The organism is Caballeronia arvi (assembly GCF_001544695.2).
GTDB classification, from domain to species: Bacteria; Pseudomonadota; Gammaproteobacteria; order Burkholderiales; family Burkholderiaceae; genus Caballeronia; species Caballeronia arvi.
In genome coordinates this window covers 81,401-97,076 of sequence record NZ_FCOM02000009.1, presented here as the reverse complement: position 1 = coordinate 97,076, position 15,676 = coordinate 81,401, and the positions used below count along the sequence as shown (strand labels likewise).

The following is a 15,676-nucleotide window of genomic DNA, read 5'->3' as shown; positions in this document are numbered from 1 at the left end:
CCCAGGAATGCTGCGCTGGCTGATCGCCCTCCTTATTCTCGCCAACCTGCTGATGTTCACCGTCATGCGCGGCATGTTCGGACCGCTGCCCGCCGCGGGCGCGCGCGAGCCGCATCATCTGTTGCAGCAGGTGCATCCGGAAGCGCTCGCGACGCGTGCGCTCGGCCCCGATGAAGCGTTCGATCAGCCGCGCGTCGGCGGACCGGCGCCGGCCGCGAACGTGCAATCCACGCCTATAGGACAATGATCCGGCGCGCGAATCAGGACTGCTCGCGGACCTTCCTGAGCAGCGCGGTCGTCGATCGATCGTGCTCGAACGGAATGGCGAGCGCCTTGCCGCCCCAGCCGCGCACGAGCTTCGATTCGGCCAGCTTGTCCATGTCGTAGTCGCCGCCTTTCACGAGCACGTCGGGATGTAGCGCGTCGATCAGTTGCAACGGCGTCTGTTCCTCGAACTTCACGACCCAGTCGACGCTCTCGAGCGCCGCGAGCAGCGCCATCCGATCGTCTTCGCGATTGATCGGGCGATCGTCGCCCTTGCCGAGCATGCGCACGGACGCATCGCTGTTCACGCCGACGATGAGCGTCGCGCCGAGCGCCTTCGCATCGGCGAGGTAGGTCACGTGCCCCCGATGAAGGATGTCGAAAACACCGTTGGTAAACACGACGGGACCGGCCAGTGCCGGACGACGCGCGGCGAGTGCTTCGCGCGTGGTGATCTTGCGTTCGAAAATGGCGGGCATGGCGGCGCTCGTTGCGGTGTGCTGAAAGCGCGCATTGTGCCACGCGCCATCTTGCGAACGTGTCGATGAAAGCGAGACGGCCCGCCGGTTCAAACCCGGCGGGCCGTCTCGTCCGTGATGCCTGAACGCGTCAAGCCGGCTGTTCGGCCGCTCCGCCCGGTGCGGATTGCAGACGCTGCGTCACTTCCTTGCGATAGCGGTTCAGTTCCTGCGCGGTCGCGAACGAACGCTCGAAAAGAATCGACAGGTTGTGCAGAATCCGTTCGACGACCTTCTTTTCCCAACTGTCATCGAAGCGGATCTGATCGTCCAGCCAGCGCTCCAGCCACTCCGGATCGGGTAGACGCGACTGCACCGTATCGCGCGGGAAAAGCGCCTGATTGACGTGCAGATTGGTCGGATGCAGCGGCTTCTCGGTGCGGCGCGCCGACGCCATCAGCACGCCGATCTTCGCGAACGCGGCCCGCGCGGTGTCGCCCGCATTGGCGAGCGCCTTCTTCATGTAACGCAGATACGCGCCGCCGTGACGAGCTTCGTCGCGCGAAATGGTTTCGTAGATGTGCTTGATGACCGGTTCCGTGTGCCACTCGGCCGCACGGCGATACCAGTGGTTCAGGCGGATTTCGCCGCAGAAGTGCAGCATCAGCGTTTCGAGCGGCGGCGCCGGATCGAACTCGAAGCGCACCGCGTGCAGTTCCTCTTCGGTCGGCACCATGTCGGGCTTGAAGCGGCGCAGGTACTCCATCAGCACGAGCGAATGCTTCTGCTCCTCGAAGAACCACACGCTCATGAAAGCGGAGAAATCGCTGTCATGGTGGTTGTCACGCAGAAACATTTCGGTTGCGGGAAGAGCGGACCATTCGGTGATCGCGTTCATCTTGATGGTCCTGGCCTGCTCGTCGGTGAGCAGGGACGCATCGAACTTGTCCCAAGGAATGTCCTTCTCCATGTCCCAGCGGACAGATTCCAGCGATTTATAAAGTTCCGGATAAAGCATGGTGTTCATTGTCCACCCCTGATGCCACTTATGCGACGTTATATCTATATGACGTTCGGCTGACGCGTGCGCGAATACCTTGCATGCGAGCAACCAAGCTTTCAATTTTACGCGGGATTCGGTCGGCCAAAGGCGATTGCGACAACGAGCGCTCGAATTTGGCGCTGCGGCAACGCGTCGCGTCCCGCGAAAACACTGCACTTCCTGTGCAAATGTTGCCGGTTGTGCGTCTTGTTCTACCGTGGGTGAGAAGCCAAACCTGTGCCTGAGGTATGTTCAAGTGGCACCCGAGCCGGCCGCGCAGTATGGCGTGTTCGCGTGACAGTGATGCGATGCGCATCCATTGCGAACTTCCGCGCCGAGACCCGCCGTAGCGAGCGTTTTTGATCATAGCACGGCCGATTGACGCCAATCCGCGACGATTTCATCGATCGGGGTCAACCCTGCGATGTGAACCACGCCGTCGTTCAACTTGCGGCGCAGCGCCGGGCTACTGCCGCCGACCCAGATGCGCACATGCGATGGAAGCAGATTGCGCAGATCGGTCAGCCCGTTCGCGATCGCCTGCGCCGGCAGCACCGCCGTGAACGACAGTGCGACGATGTCTATGTTATGCGCCGCCACAGCATCGACGACATCGTGCAGCGGCGTTTGCAGCCCCAGCTGGATGCACTCGCATTCTGAGAGCGTGAACATGGCCTCGGCCATCAGAATGCCGAGGCCGTGGCCCTCGCCGGAAAGCGTCGTGAGCAGCACGCGCGGACGGCCGCCACGGCCGCGCAGCGCGTCGCCGAGCGGACGCATCAACGTGCGCATCGTGGACTGGATCGCCTCGCTGAACAGATGTTCGTGGTAAACCTGCAAAGTACCCGCCGCCCAGGCATTCCCGACACGCGCAGCCAGCGGCGCCGCGACGTCGAGCACGAAGCGCTCGAGGCCGTCGCGCGTGGCGCGCTTCAACACCCAGAAGCGGAACTCCTCGTATGCGCTCCTGCGCAGCAGCGAAATCAGATGATCGAGCTCGGCGTCGGGCGCATCCTGTCCAACGCCGGAACTCTCGGCCAGATGCTGCAGCATATCGACCGGCTGCGCGAGCACCTTGCTCGGGCGATGCCCCGCGTCGAGCAGACGCTTGACGAGCCGCAGCTTCGTCACCTGTTCCTGCGGATACAGCCTTTCGCCGCCAGGCGAGCGCATCGGCAGCGGAAAACCGTAGCGACGTTCCCAGACACGCAACGTGTCCTTCGTCAGACCAATTTCCTGAGCGATCGCTCCGATGCCGATTCCCGTGACGCCCGATGCCGCAACGCCCCGTGGCGCGGGGTCCGACGCGTCGGAGTCATCGGAGGCCGGTTCGACGTCGAAGTCTTGTTGTGATGAGTTTGTCATGGACAGATCTATCCCGATATATCCGTCAATACTGTCGCACGTTACGTGCCCGCCCCGAACGGTGGACAAGCTACTCGCACCGTCGACGTTTCATCATAGACAGAATCGAAACGTGCATCGGTGCTGAGATTCGTTTCAGTGCAGAAAATAAACGGAGACGATGCGGTTCGACGGCGCAGTGCCCATCGAAAGAATCGGCAGGCCCGGCGGACGTTACACGCCGCCGAGCGCTGGGTTCAGGACAGAAAAATCCAGAGGCGGTGCATCAGGCGGGTTTCTTGCGGGGCGCGGACTTGCGGGCAGGCGCCTTCTTTGCCGCCGCGGCGTCGGGCTTGTCTTCGCCGCCCTTCGCCGGTTGTTCGGGCGCATTGCCGTCAGCGGTGGACGGTTGGTCATCAGTCGCGCCGAGCGGGCCGGTCATGCCGGGCTGCAGCATCGCAAGATGAGCAAGCTGATTGAACTGCGATTGCAGCACGTTCCACCAGCCCGTCGGATCGAAACCGGGCGGCGGCGCGGACGGTTTGTCCGTTGCTTCGTCGCTTTCCTCGGATGCCGCGCCGGTCTTTTCTTCCTTCGGCGCTTCCTGCTTCGCGGCGCCGCTCATCGGCCATCCCGCGGACGCGCCCTTTGCCTTGTCGGTCGCCGCCTGATGCGCGCTTTCCACCGACGTCTGCGCGTACGCGCCGAACGCGCGCAACGTCGCGAGCGTCGCGCGCTGCACTTCGAGCGCCTGAATCGCCGATTGCAGCATGTTGAGATTGAGCTTCAGCCACTGCTCGACGGCGCGCATGTCGGTCACGCGCTTGTCGAGCTCTTCGATGTTCGTGAGCGGAGCGAGCATGTCGGACATCATCGTGAGCGAGGGACCGACGCCCTGCCCGCCGCCCGGCATCGCGGCGGCGAACGGATTCAGGCGCATCAGTTCCCACATCTTGCCCATCATGTCGGCCTGGCCGAATCCGGAAAAACCGGGAATCGTGAAGGGCGGCGTGCCGCCAGCGTTATCGGTCATTCGATTCTCCTTGTCTTCTTGCGTATGAATCGGCGTCGCCTAGAACGGCGCACCGCCCGGAAAGTCCGGCGCGCGCCGTTCGCGCAACGAGCGCACGCCTTCATGCACGTCCGGGCCCGCGAAACCCATGAATTCCAGCGCGAGCGACGTATCGAAGGTCGGCCCCGCCGAGCGCAGCCAGTTGTTGAGCGCGTACTTGGTCCAGCGGATCGCGGTCTGCGAGCCTTGCGCCAGGCGATTCGCCACTTCGATCGCCTTGGGCATCAGCTCGCTCTCGTCGACGGCGAGCGACACCAGCCCGATGCGTTCCGCTTCCTCGCCGCTCACCGGCTCGCACAGGAGCAGATAGTACTTGGCCTTCGCCATGCCGCACAGCAGCGGCCAGACGATCGCCGCATGATCGCCCGCGGCGACGCCTAAGCGCGTATGCCCGTCGATGACGCGCGCCGACTTCGACGCGATCGAGATATCGGCCAGCAAGCCCGCGACCAGCCCCGCGCCGACGGCCGGGCCGTGCATTGCGGAGACGATCGGCTTGCCGCAGTTGATCACGTTATAGACGAGATCGCGCGCCTCGCGCCACACGCGCGCACGCACGTCGAAATCGGTCGCCATCTCTTCGACGAGCGCGAGATCGCCGCCCGCCGAGAAGCCCTTGCCTTCGCCGCGGATCAGCGCGACGCGCGTCTCCGGATCGCGGTCGATGTCGCGCCAGATGTCCGCGAGCTCGCGATGCATGTTGGCGTCAGCGGTGGAGAGGCCGCTCTTGTTCGCGCCCGCGCCGGGCATCACCACTTCGAGGACGCCGTGCGGATGGCGGCGCAACGCCAGCGACTTGTAGCCCGCATACAAGGAGAGATCGCTCATGGTCTTGTCGATGAAAAATTAGCGCGGCTGATAGATCCATTTGCCGTCGCGGATCTCGACCATCACGCGCGCGCGCTGATCGAGGCCGATGTGATCGTTGGGCGTCATGTTGACCTGCCCGTTGGTGTCGGCGAAATTCTTCGTGCCTTCGAGCGCATCGCGCAGCGCGCTGCGAAACGCAGGCGTGCCGGGCGCGCCCGCTTTCATTGCGATCGGCACCGCGCGGTTGAGCAGCATGCCCGCGTCCCACGCATACGATCCGAACGCCGACACCGTGCCCGCGCCCTGCTTCGCCTCGTACAGTTTGATGTATTCGAGCGCGAGGCGCTTGGCCGGATGATCGTCGGGCAACTGCGCGGCGACGAGCACCGGGCTCGCGGGCAGGAACGTGCCGTTGCAATCCGCGCCGCACACGCGCAGGAAGTCGCGGTTGCCGACGCCGTGATTGTGATAAACCTTACCCTTGTAGCCGCGCTGCGCGAGCGTCTTCGGCGGCAAGGCGGCGGGCGTGCCGGCCGCGCCGACCACGACGGCGTCCGGCTTCGCCGCGAGAATCTTGAGGATCTGCCCGGTCACGCTCGGATCGGTGCGGTTGAAGCGTTCGTTGGCCACCACTTCGATCTTGTGCAGCTGCGCGAACTTCGCGACTTCGGCGTAGAACGTCTCGCCGAGCGCGTCCGCCTGACCGATATACGCGAGCGTCTTCACGCCGTGATTGCTCGCGTGCTCGGCGATGGCGGAGGCCATCATCGCGTCGGTTTGCGGCGTCTTGAAGACCCAGCGGCGCTTGTCGTCCACCGGCTCGATGATCTTCGACGACGACGCGAGCGAGATCATCGGCGTCTGTCCTTGCGCGACGACATCGATCATCGCGAGCGAGTTCGGCGTGATCGACGAGCCGATGATCGCATCGACCTGATCTTCGCTGATGAGCTTCTTCGTGGTCTGCACGGCTTGCGTGGTGTCGGACGCGTCGTCGAGCACGATGTAGTCGACCGGCTTGCCGCCCATCTCCTTCGGCAGGAGCGCGACGGTATCGCGCGCGGGAATGCCGAGCGACGCGGCCGGCCCCGTGAGAGACAGCACGAGACCGATCTTCACGTGTTGCGCTTGCTGCGCGAACGCCGCTGTCGTCGCGGCGAGCGTGAACATCGCGCTCGCCAGAATTTTCCACTTGCCTGCCGCCATCGACGTCTCCTTTTTTTGATCGTTTTATTGCTGCACGCAAGCAGCCCGGCAAAGTGTAAGGCGTGGCTTACGCACACCGCATCGGGCGAAACCCGTTCAATGCTCCGGCTGCACGACCGCCTGATCGATCGCGCCGAAGATCGACTTGCCGTCTTCATCGAACATTTCGATCTTCACGCTGTCGCCGAATTTCATGAATTCCGTCTGCGGCGCGCCATGCTCGATGGTCTCCAGACACCGCTTCTCGGCGATGCAGCAGTAGCCGCGCTTCGCGTCCTTGTTGGAGATCGTGCCCGAACCGACGATCGCGCCAGCGCGCAGATTGCGCGTCTTCGCCGCGTGCGCGATCAGCTGGCCGAAGTGGAACACCATGTCCGTGCCGCAATCCGGCTGGCCGACTTTCTTGCCGTTCCAGTGCACGATCATCGGACGATGCACGCGGCCTTCGCGCCACGCGTCGCCGAGTTCGTCGGGCGTGACGGCGACGGGCGAGAACGCGGTCGCGGGCTTGCTCTGGAAGAAGCCGAAGCCCTTCGCGAGCTCGGCGGGAATGAGATTGCGCAGCGAGACGTCGTTCACGAGCATCAGGAGGCGCACGCTTCGCAGCGCTTCGTCGGGCATCGCGGCCATGTGGACGTCGGACGTGATCGCCGCGACTTCTGCCTCGAAGTCGATGCCATACGATTCCGTCGCGCAGACGATGTCGTCGGTCGGACCGATGAAGTCGTCGCTGCCGCCTTGATACATCAGCGGATCGGTCCAGAATTCGGGCGGCATTTCCGCCTTGCGCGCCTTTCGCACGAGCTCGACGTGATTCACGTAAGCGGAACCGTCCGCCCACTGAAACGCGCGCGGCAGCGGCGCCATGCAGGACTTCGGATCGAACAAAAACGTGTTGCGCGCGCGCCCGAGATTCAGTGCTTCGTAGACTTCCATGAGCTGCGGCGCATAGAAGGTCCAGTCGTCGAGCGCGCGTTGCAGCGTCGATACGATTCCATCGGCGATGGCCGCCGTGCGCAGATCGCGCGATACGACGATCAGCTGGCCGTCGCGCGTGCCGTCCTTCAAGGTTGCGAGTTTCATGGAGCGAGTGTCGGTGACTTGGGATGACGTTAAGGGAAATCTATTTTACGATGGTGAATCCCTCGCCGACACCCGGCCGAACGGCATAAGCCTTTTTGCACATGCAATCCACTTCCCTGTCAGACGACGAAGACATCAATGACGCCGCCGAAGAGAAAACGCGCTCCGGCATTCAATCGATCGAAGTCGGCTTCCGGCTGCTCGACGTGCTCACCAACGAACCGCGCGCGATGATGTTGCGCGATCTTGCGCAGCGCGCGGGCATGAGCCCGGCGAAGGCGCATCGCTATCTCGTGAGTTTCTTGCGGCTCGGCGTCGCGTCGCAGGATCCGGTATCGGGCCGTTACGAGCTCGGCGGCTTCGCGTTGCAGATGGGCCTGGCGCGGCTCGCGCGCGTCGATGGCGTGCGGCTCGCGCGCATCGCGCTCGCGGAGTTGCGCGACCGGCTGGACCAGACGGTCGGCATCGCGGTATGGGGCAATCAGGGGCCGACCGTCGTGCACTGGATGGAGTCGAGCCATCCGGCGAAGGCATCGCTCAAGCTGGGCGACGTCATGCCGCTGCTCACGTCCGCGACGGGCCTGCTGTTCGCCGCGTATTTGCCGCGCAGCAAGACGCAGGCGATGCTCGACCGCGAACTCGCCGCCACGAAGCAGTCGATGGCCGATGTCGAACCCGTTCTCGCCGATGTGCGCGAGCACGGCGCGGCGCGCGTCGAAGGCATGCTGCTGCCGACGATTCACGCCTTCTGCACGCCCGTGTTCGATTCGACCGGCGAACTCGCGCTCGGTCTCATCGCGTTGGGGCACGAAGGCACGTTCGACACGCACTGGGGCGGTGAAATCGATTCCGCATTACGCGAATGCGCGCGCGGGCTGTCGTATGAACTGGGGTACAAAGCGGGCGAGCGCTGATTCGAACGCGAGGAACATCGCTTCCATCGCGCATGTCTTACGCCTTTCGCCCGACCCGCGTCCTGTCCGCACTACGCGCTTTTCACTCCGCACGATGCCACTGTTTCAATTCCGCCGTCCTCGCACCGCGTCGGGCGAGCCGCCCGATTCCGCCGCCGATTCTGCCTCGCCACGACGCTGGGTGCGCTGGGCGCTGGCCGTGCTGATCGTCGCGGGCCTGCATTTGAGCGCGATGCGGTGGATCGAGCACAACCGGCAGCCGACGAACGCGCCGCCTGAAGCGCCGCCCGTGCAGGTGGAATTGCTGACGCCGAAGCCGATCGCGCCGCCCGCGCCCGCACCTGCGCCCAAACCCGCGCCGCCGAAACCCGCCGCTGCCCCGCACACGCCGCCGAAAATCGCAGCGCCTGCACCCGCTCCCGCGCCGGTTCTGAGCGCGACGACACCGCAACCGGAGGCGCCAGCCGCAGCTTCGGGCATAGCGGCTTCTGCACCCGCTGCTGCGCCCACGCAAGCCGCAGCGCCTGCGCCCGCCGCGATATCAGGCGACAAATTCAGCGTTCCGCCGAGCGGCGAACTGCGTTACGACACGCTCGTCAACGGCATGATGAATCAGACCGGCACAATCCACTGGATCAACGACGGCCAGCGCTACGAGATGGTCGTCTCGATTCCACTGCCTCTCGTCGGTCCCTATGTGTATTCGAGCAAAGGTCATATCGACGGATTCGGCATCGCGCCGGAGCAATATTCCGAACAGCGCGGCCGTCGCGCTGCCGATATCGCCATCTTCAACCGCGAGACGAAGCAGATCGTCTACACGAAGACGCCGCAAAGCCAGCCGCTCGCGGACGGCGCGCAGGACCGCTTCAGCGTCGTGATGCAACTGGCAAGCCTCGTGCGCGGCGCGCCGGACAAATACAAGCCAGGCGTCACGCGCCAGTTCAGCGTCGCGGATAACGACAGCAACGAAATCTGGCCGATCGAAACCGTCGGCGATGAAACCGTGCAGGCGCGCGGCGGCTTCACGACGGCGCGGCACTTCACGCGCCTGCCGCGCAAGGCAGGCGACCGTCGCAAGCTCGACATCTGGCTCGCGCCTTCGATCGGCTGGCTGCCCGTGCGGATTCTGCAAACCGAGCCGAACGGCATGCAAATCGAACTGCTCTGGGCGGGCACGCTCACGCAGCCCGCCGCGCGGCAGCCGGACGCCGCTTCAGGCACGCAAGGTGCGTCTGACGAATCCGCGCTCGCCGCGCCCGAGACGCCCCAGGCGGACAACCCGTAACGCCGTCGTCACACTTCGTGACACCGGGCATGACGAAAGCGCGCATTTCAATGCAGTCATCGGAAACAGCATCGCAAACCGCATTCTTTACGGAGCCGATATGCAGTTGACGATCAATCGCATCGATACACGCTATGTTCTCGACAACGAAGGCGGCGGCCCCTGGCTCGTCTTCATCCATCAACTGGCGGGCGATCTGTCCGTCTGGGATCAGATGGCCGGTTACTTTCGCAACGATTTCACCGTGCTGCGCTACGACCTGCGCGGCCACGGCGAGACGACCGCCTCGCCCGACGACTTCACGATCGACGACCTCGCCGACGATCTCGCCCAAATGCTCGACCAGCTCGGCGCGCCTTCGGCGCATGTGGTCGGATTGTCGATCGGCGGCATGGTCGCGCAAAAGCTCGCGATCAATCACCCGGACAAGGTGGAAACGCTGACGGTCGTCGGCGCGCCGGCCTTCATCCCCGAGGACGCGCGCCCGACCTTCGCGCAGAGGGCGGAATCCGTGCGCGAAAACGGGACTGCGAGTATCGTGGAAGCGACGCTCGAACGCTGGCTCACGCCCGAATTCCGCAAGGCGCATCCCGAAGTGGTCGAGCAGATCGGAGAGTCGATCGCGCGCACTCCCGCCGAAGGATTTGCGCGTGCGGCGGAGGCGGTCAGCCGTTTCGATGCGCGTGACAAGCTCGCCTCTGTGAACAAACGCACGCTGGTCGTTGCGGGCCAGCACGATGTTGGCACGCCGCATGCTGCCTCTAAGGTCGTTGCAGACACGGTTCCGGGCGCGCGATTCGAACTACTCAACGCGGCGCACCTGTCACCTGTGGAGGAATCGCAGCGCTTTTCGGCGTTGCTGGGGAATTTTTTACGTGGAACGGCATGATTGTTCCAGTTTTTGCTGCAGATGAAAGCCTCGGTACAACCGGCATCACATCGAGGCCACCCCTTGAATTCCAACCCAATCGCTCCAATTACGATTCAGGATTGCCACGGAGCAAACAAGGAATAAGGAGTGTCGCCATGCAAATGATCTACAACAGCCCCAACTATTGCGTTGTCGAATTTCCGCCGCAGGACAACCATCTCGCCATGAAGGCGGGCGGCTACGAGATCGTCGACAAGAACACGCAGCGGGAGATCTTCATCGACGGCGCGCTTGCGGCGAAGTTCCGGGAGCACGTCCAGCAACTGATCTCGGAAGAGCCATCGCTCGAGGATGTCGATGAATTCCTCGGCCAGTTCGATGTCTTGATGAACCAGCCCGTCGTGCTTCACTGATTTGCGTTGCGCGGGCGGCCGGCTGCCGTCCCGCGCCCGCCGCCGCACGGATCTGCGGCTCAGGCGACACTCGCCACTTCCCGAAGACCCCGCCCCGGCAACGGCGGGGTTTTTTTCGCCCGCGTCTCCCGTGTCTCCCGGCGGCGCGCGACAGCGACCGCCTCGCGCTGCGGCTACAATGTCAGGCTATTTCACATTTGGTGCAGGCCTCGTCCGTCATGACCCAGAACGCCATTCCCAAAGCATCTCCGGCATCCGCGCGCGTCTACACGCGCGGCGCCGCGCTGCCCGCGCTGCTGCAAAAGCGCATCCTGATTCTCGACGGCGCGATGGGCACCATGATCCAGCGCTACAAGCTCGACGAAGCCGCCTATCGCGGCGAGCGCTTCAAGGACTACGGCCGCGACATCAAGGGCAACAACGAATTGCTGTCGATCACGCAGCCGCAGGTGATCCGCGAGATTCACGAGCAATATCTGGCGGCGGGCGCGGACATCCTCGAGACGAACACATTTGGCGCAACGCGCGTCGCTCAGGCCGATTACGGCATGGAAGCGCTCGCGGCCGAGATGAACATCGAGTCGGTGAAGCTCGCGCGCGAAGCCTGCGACAAATATTCGACACCGGATAAACCGCGCTTCGTCGCGGGCGCCATCGGGCCGACGCCGAAGACCGCGAGCATTTCGCCGGACGTGAACGATCCGGGCGCGCGCAACGTCACGTTCGATGAGCTGCGCGACGCGTACTACGAACAGGCGAAGGCGCTGCTCGATGCGGGCTGCGATCTGTTCCTCGTCGAAACGATCTTCGACACCTTGAACGCGAAGGCCGCGCTGTTCGCTTTGGATCAACTCTTCGACGATACCGGCGAGCTCGTGCCGATCATGATCTCGGGCACCGTGACCGATGCATCGGGTCGCATTCTGTCGGGGCAAACGGTCGAGGCGTTCTGGAACTCGCTGCGTCACGCGAAGCCGCTCACCTTCGGCCTGAACTGCGCGCTCGGCGCAGCGCTGATGCGGCCGTACATCGCGGAGCTCGCGAAGCTGTGCGACACGTATGTGTCCTGCTATCCGAACGCCGGCCTGCCGAACCCGATGAGCGACACCGGCTTCGATGAAACGCCCGATGTAACGTCGGGATTGCTGAAGGAGTTCGCGACAGCGGGCCTCGTGAACATCGCGGGCGGCTGCTGCGGCACGACGCCGGAGCACATCGCGGAGATCGCGAAAGCGCTGGCCGAAGTGAAGCCGCGCGCCTTCCCTTCGCAATATCGCGACGCCGCCTGACATCGAAACGAGATACACGATATGACCGACCACACGATGCGTCTCTCCGGCCTCGAGCCGTTCAACGTCACCGACGGCTCGCTTTTCATCAACGTCGGCGAGCGCACCAACGTGACCGGCTCGAAAGCGTTCGCGCGCATGATCCTGAACGGCCAGTTCGATGAAGCGCTCGCCGTCGCGCGCCAGCAGGTCGAGAACGGCGCGCAGGTCATCGACATCAACATGGACGAAGCCATGCTCGATTCGAAAGCCGCGATGGTGCGCTTTCTGAATCTGATCGCTTCGGAGCCGGATATCGCGCGCGTGCCGATCATGATCGACTCGTCGAAGTGGGAGGTGATCGAAGCGGGCCTGAAGTGCGTGCAGGGCAAGGCGATCGTCAACTCGATTTCGCTGAAGGAAGGCGAGGACGCATTCAAGCATCACGCGAAGCTGATCCGCCGATACGGCGCGGCATCGGTCGTGATGGCGTTCGACGAGCAAGGCCAGGCCGATACCTTCGAGCGCAAGACGCAGATCTGCAAGCGCTCCTACGACATTCTCGTGAACGAAGTCGGCTTCGAGCCGGAAGACATCATCTTCGATCCGAACATCTTCGCGATCGCGACGGGCATCGAAGAGCACAACAACTACGCGGTCGACTTCATCAACGCGACGCGCTGGATCAAGAAGAATCTGCCGCACGCGAAGGTAAGCGGCGGCGTGTCGAACGTGTCGTTCTCGTTCCGCGGCAATGATCCGGTGCGCGAGGCGATCCATACCGTGTTCCTGTATCACGCGATTCAGGCGGGCATGGACATGGGCATCGTGAACGCCGGCCAGCTCGGCGTGTATGCCGATCTCGACACCGAACTGCGCGACATGGTCGAAGACGTCGTGCTCAACCGCCGCGAGGACTCCACCGACCGTCTGCTCGAAAGCGCCGACAAGTTCAAGACCGGCGCCGCGAAGAAGGAAGAGAACCTCGAATGGCGTAATCATCCGGTCGAGCAGCGTCTGTCGCATGCGCTCGTGCATGGCATCACGAACTTCATCGTCGAAGATACGGAAGAAGTGCGGCAGAAGATCGACGCGGCCGGCGGCCGTCCGATCAACGTGATCGAAGGCCCGCTGATGGACGGCATGAACGTCGTCGGCGACCTGTTCGGCGCGGGCAAGATGTTCCTGCCGCAAGTCGTGAAATCGGCGCGCGTGATGAAGCAGGCGGTCGCGCATCTGATTCCGTTCATCGAAGAAGAAAAGAAGCGTCTCGCCGATGCAGGTGCGGACGTGCGTCCGAAGGGCAAGATCGTCATCGCGACCGTGAAGGGCGACGTGCACGACATCGGCAAGAACATCGTGTCGGTCGTGCTTCAGTGCAATAACTTCGAAGTGGTCAACATGGGCGTGATGGTGCCCTGCGCGACCATCCTGCAGAAGGCGAAGGAAGAGGGCGCGGACATCATCGGCCTGTCGGGTCTCATCACGCCGAGTCTCGAAGAAATGGCGTACGTCGCGTCGGAAATGCAGCGCGACGAATACTTCCGCGGCAAGCAGACGCCGCTCCTGATCGGCGGCGCAACGACATCGCGCGTGCATACCGCCGTGAAGATCGCGCCGCATTACGAAGGTCCGGTCGTGTATGTGCCGGACGCGTCGCGTTCCGTTTCGGTCGCGTCGAGCCTGTTGTCGGACGAAGGGGCCGCGAAGTATCTCGACGAACTGAAGAGCGACTACGACCGCATCCGTACGCAGCACGCCAACAAGAAAGCGCTGCCGATGGTCACCTACGAAGAGGCGCGCGCCAACCGGACGAAGATCGACTGGAACGCGTACACGCCGAAGAAGCCGAGCTTCATCGGTCGGCGCGTGTTCAAGAACTACGATCTCGCGGACCTGGCCAATTACATCGACTGGGGTCCGTTCTTCCAGACTTGGGATCTCGCCGGCCCCTATCCCGCGATCCTCAACGACGAGATCGTCGGCGAATCGGCGCGGCGCGTCTTCTCCGACGGCAAGTCGATGCTCTCGCGCCTCATTCAGGGCCGCTGGCTGACGGCGAACGGCGTCGTCATGCTGCTGCCCGCGAACACGGTGAACGACGACGACATCGAAATCTACACGGACGAAACCCGCTCGCAGGTCGCGATGACATGGCGCAATCTGCGCCAGCAGGGCGTGCGTCCGGTCGTCGATGGCGTCATGCGCCCGAACCGCTCGCTCGCCGATTTCATCGCGCCGAAAGACTCGGGCGTGAAGGACTACATCGGCATTTTTGCGGTGACGGCGGGCCTGGGCGTCGACAAAAAGGAACGACAGTTCGAGGCCGATCACGACGACTACAGCGCGATCATGCTGAAGGCGCTCGCCGATCGTTTTGCGGAAGCGTTCGCCGAAGCGCTGCACGCACGCGTGCGCCGCGAATTGTGGGGCTACGCGGCGAACGAGACGCTCGACAACGATGCGCTGATCGCGGAGAAGTACGTCGGCATTCGTCCCGCGCCGGGCTATCCGGCGTGTCCCGATCACCTCGTCAAACGCGATATGTTCGAAGTGCTTCAGGCGGAGGAGATCGGCATGAGCGTGACCGAATCGCTCGCGATGCTGCCAGCCGCGAGCGTCTCGGGCTTCTATCTCGCGCATCCCGACAGCACCTATTTCTCGGTGGGCAAGATCGGCGACGATCAACTGGCGAGCTATGCCGAACGCATGGCGATGTCCACATCGGACGCCGAACGCGCGCTCGCGCCGCAGCGCTGAACGATGCGGTGGTATTGGGGCTTTCGCGAAAACGTTGGGAAAAAACATACGCGGCGCGTGATGCCGAAGAAAAGCGCCACGCAATAGGCGGGAATTTTTTGATTTCCGTAGACTTGCTCCTGCGATGCGCCGTCACGAGGACGGACACGCATTTTTCGTCACGGAGATAAGTCGCATGAAGAAGCTGACGCCCGCCGTAAGCGTTGCGATCGCAGCCGCCGTTCTTGCCGCAAGCCCGGCGGCGATCGCGCAGCCGGCCAGCAGCACGACTGCGTCGTCGTACTCGGTGCCGCAGACCGAGCACAAGAAGAAACCGAAGAAGCCGAAGAAAGCGGCCACGCCGAAACCCGGGACGAACGGTCAGTCGCAGTAAGCTGGTTTCATCGGAAGAAAAAAACCCGCGTCGTCGCCGATGCGGGTTTTTTCGTTAATGGCCGAGCCGAAGCAGCGCAGCGAATCTCAGACGCCCCAGAGAATGTCCGTGTTGTCCTTCTGCGCGAGGCGCAGCATGTCGAGGAACGGATACGCGCGTTGCGCCAGCCCGATTGGAATCTCGTGCGGCTCGTGGCCTGCCTCGCCTTCGTGGAAATGGCCGTCGTGCTCGGCGCGCTCTTTCTTGTCGGTGACTACGGCCGCCTCGAGTTTCTGGATGGCCGTAGGTAGTTCATCGTGCGTAATGACGCCCCGCTCCGTGAGCTGCTTGCCGATGATGCCGAGCAGGTACTCCGCGAGATTGTCCAGCATCATGACATCCGGTGCGGCCGGGGTCTTGAATGTGATCAGCATGGCATGGTCCTTTTGCTTATGTTGGGTCGTAGGCGGTTTGCAAACCGGTTTGAGCACAAACCGCGCAGACTAGCCGGTCTCCCTGACAACGTGACAA

Annotated in this window: 16 protein-coding genes; 8 read left to right on the top strand and 8 right to left on the bottom strand. The window is 63.4% G+C overall.

The window, feature by feature from the left end; translation table 11 throughout:
- Positions 1-7 precede the first annotated feature (7 nt).
- Positions 8-247, top strand: coding sequence for a hypothetical protein (locus AWB74_RS13240; protein WP_061147210.1), 240 nt, complete (start codon positions 8-10; stop codon positions 245-247).
- A 13-nt stretch (positions 248-260) separates the two neighbouring features.
- On the opposite strand, the gene rfaE2 is transcribed toward AWB74_RS13240, so the two are convergent.
- The 7 genes from rfaE2 to AWB74_RS13205 form a co-directional block, all read right to left on the bottom strand.
- Entirely contained in the window at positions 261-743 is a 483-nt protein-coding gene (rfaE2, locus tag AWB74_RS13235; RefSeq protein WP_061147332.1) for a D-glycero-beta-D-manno-heptose 1-phosphate adenylyltransferase, read from the bottom strand.
- Positions 744-873: 130 nt separating this feature from the next.
- Positions 874-1,749: a ferritin family protein gene (locus AWB74_RS13230; RefSeq protein ID WP_061122312.1), complete on the bottom strand. Its 876-nt coding sequence runs from the start codon at positions 1,747-1,749 to the stop codon at positions 874-876.
- 378 nt (positions 1,750-2,127) lie between these two features.
- Positions 2,128-3,129, bottom strand: coding sequence for a MerR family transcriptional regulator (locus AWB74_RS13225; RefSeq protein WP_061147209.1), 1,002 nt, complete (start codon positions 3,127-3,129; stop codon positions 2,128-2,130).
- A gap of 265 nt (positions 3,130-3,394) precedes the next feature.
- A complete protein-coding gene (locus tag AWB74_RS13220) occupies positions 3,395-4,141 on the bottom strand; it encodes a PhaM family polyhydroxyalkanoate granule multifunctional regulatory protein (protein WP_061147208.1) in 747 nt (248 codons plus the stop codon).
- A 39-nt stretch (positions 4,142-4,180) separates the two neighbouring features.
- The gene (locus tag AWB74_RS13215; protein WP_061147207.1) at positions 4,181-5,008 is read right to left on the bottom strand and encodes an enoyl-CoA hydratase/isomerase family protein; all 828 of its coding nucleotides are present in this window, start codon (positions 5,006-5,008) and stop codon (positions 4,181-4,183) included.
- 18 nt (positions 5,009-5,026) lie between these two features.
- Positions 5,027-6,160: an ABC transporter substrate-binding protein gene (locus AWB74_RS13210; RefSeq protein ID WP_235024566.1), complete on the bottom strand. Its 1,134-nt coding sequence runs from the start codon at positions 6,158-6,160 to the stop codon at positions 5,027-5,029.
- A 132-nt stretch (positions 6,161-6,292) separates the two neighbouring features.
- The gene (locus tag AWB74_RS13205; RefSeq protein ID WP_061147205.1) at positions 6,293-7,279 is read right to left on the bottom strand and encodes a fumarylacetoacetate hydrolase family protein; all 987 of its coding nucleotides are present in this window, start codon (positions 7,277-7,279) and stop codon (positions 6,293-6,295) included.
- A 101-nt stretch (positions 7,280-7,380) separates the two neighbouring features.
- On the opposite strand from AWB74_RS13205, the gene AWB74_RS13200 reads away from it, so the two are divergent.
- The 7 genes from AWB74_RS13200 (at position 7,381) to AWB74_RS13170 (ending at position 15,166) form a co-directional block, all read left to right on the top strand.
- On the top strand, positions 7,381-8,193 hold the full coding sequence (locus tag AWB74_RS13200) for an IclR family transcriptional regulator (RefSeq protein WP_061147204.1): 813 nt from the start codon (positions 7,381-7,383) through the stop codon (positions 8,191-8,193).
- 94 nt (positions 8,194-8,287) lie between these two features.
- Entirely contained in the window at positions 8,288-9,481 is a 1,194-nt protein-coding gene (locus AWB74_RS13195; RefSeq protein WP_061147203.1) for a DUF3108 domain-containing protein, read from the top strand.
- Between the two features lie 100 nt (positions 9,482-9,581).
- Positions 9,582-10,370 (top strand): alpha/beta fold hydrolase, encoded by a 789-nt coding sequence (locus AWB74_RS13190; protein WP_061147202.1) that lies wholly within the window; start codon positions 9,582-9,584, stop codon positions 10,368-10,370.
- 137 nt (positions 10,371-10,507) lie between these two features.
- Positions 10,508-10,765, top strand: a complete 258-nt coding sequence (locus AWB74_RS13185; RefSeq protein WP_061147201.1) for a BTH_I0359 family protein — start codon at positions 10,508-10,510, stop codon at positions 10,763-10,765.
- A gap of 218 nt (positions 10,766-10,983) precedes the next feature.
- A complete protein-coding gene (locus AWB74_RS13180) occupies positions 10,984-12,054 on the top strand; it encodes a homocysteine S-methyltransferase family protein (protein WP_061147200.1) in 1,071 nt (356 codons plus the stop codon).
- Positions 12,055-12,075: 21 nt separating this feature from the next.
- A complete protein-coding gene (gene metH / locus AWB74_RS13175; protein WP_061147199.1) occupies positions 12,076-14,793 on the top strand; it encodes a methionine synthase in 2,718 nt (905 codons plus the stop codon).
- A 175-nt stretch (positions 14,794-14,968) separates the two neighbouring features.
- The gene (locus AWB74_RS13170) at positions 14,969-15,166 is read left to right on the top strand and encodes a hypothetical protein (protein WP_087038983.1); all 198 of its coding nucleotides are present in this window, start codon (positions 14,969-14,971) and stop codon (positions 15,164-15,166) included.
- A gap of 86 nt (positions 15,167-15,252) precedes the next feature.
- On the opposite strand, the gene AWB74_RS13165 is transcribed toward AWB74_RS13170, so the two are convergent.
- Positions 15,253-15,579, bottom strand: a complete 327-nt coding sequence (locus AWB74_RS13165) for a DUF1840 domain-containing protein (RefSeq protein WP_061147197.1) — start codon at positions 15,577-15,579, stop codon at positions 15,253-15,255.
- Positions 15,580-15,676: the final 97 nt, after the last annotated feature.

Coding starts and splice junctions, on each gene's coding strand:
- AWB74_RS13240 (WP_061147210.1), top strand. CDS start 8: ATGCTGCGCTGGCTGATCGCCCTCCTTATTCTCGCCAACCTGCTGATG.
- AWB74_RS13165 (WP_061147197.1), bottom strand. CDS start 15,579: ATGCTGATCACATTCAAGACCCCGGCCGCACCGGATGTCATGATGCTG.
- metH (WP_061147199.1), top strand. CDS start 12,076: ATGACCGACCACACGATGCGTCTCTCCGGCCTCGAGCCGTTCAACGTC.
- AWB74_RS13220 (WP_061147208.1), bottom strand. CDS start 4,141: ATGACCGATAACGCTGGCGGCACGCCGCCCTTCACGATTCCCGGTTTT.
- AWB74_RS13225 (WP_061147209.1), bottom strand. CDS start 3,129: ATGACAAACTCATCACAACAAGACTTCGACGTCGAACCGGCCTCCGAT.
- AWB74_RS13230 (WP_061122312.1), bottom strand. CDS start 1,749: ATGAACACCATGCTTTATCCGGAACTTTATAAATCGCTGGAATCTGTC.
- rfaE2 (WP_061147332.1), bottom strand. CDS start 743: ATGCCCGCCATTTTCGAACGCAAGATCACCACGCGCGAAGCACTCGCC.
- AWB74_RS13185 (WP_061147201.1), top strand. CDS start 10,508: ATGCAAATGATCTACAACAGCCCCAACTATTGCGTTGTCGAATTTCCG.
- AWB74_RS13195 (WP_061147203.1), top strand. CDS start 8,288: ATGCCACTGTTTCAATTCCGCCGTCCTCGCACCGCGTCGGGCGAGCCG.
- AWB74_RS13180 (WP_061147200.1), top strand. CDS start 10,984: ATGACCCAGAACGCCATTCCCAAAGCATCTCCGGCATCCGCGCGCGTC.
- AWB74_RS13205 (WP_061147205.1), bottom strand. CDS start 7,279: ATGAAACTCGCAACCTTGAAGGACGGCACGCGCGACGGCCAGCTGATC.
- AWB74_RS13190 (WP_061147202.1), top strand. CDS start 9,582: ATGCAGTTGACGATCAATCGCATCGATACACGCTATGTTCTCGACAAC.
- AWB74_RS13210 (WP_235024566.1), bottom strand. CDS start 6,160: ATGTTCACGCTCGCCGCGACGACAGCGGCGTTCGCGCAGCAAGCGCAA.
- AWB74_RS13215 (WP_061147207.1), bottom strand. CDS start 5,008: ATGAGCGATCTCTCCTTGTATGCGGGCTACAAGTCGCTGGCGTTGCGC.
- AWB74_RS13200 (WP_061147204.1), top strand. CDS start 7,381: ATGCAATCCACTTCCCTGTCAGACGACGAAGACATCAATGACGCCGCC.
- AWB74_RS13170 (WP_087038983.1), top strand. CDS start 14,969: ATGAAGAAGCTGACGCCCGCCGTAAGCGTTGCGATCGCAGCCGCCGTT.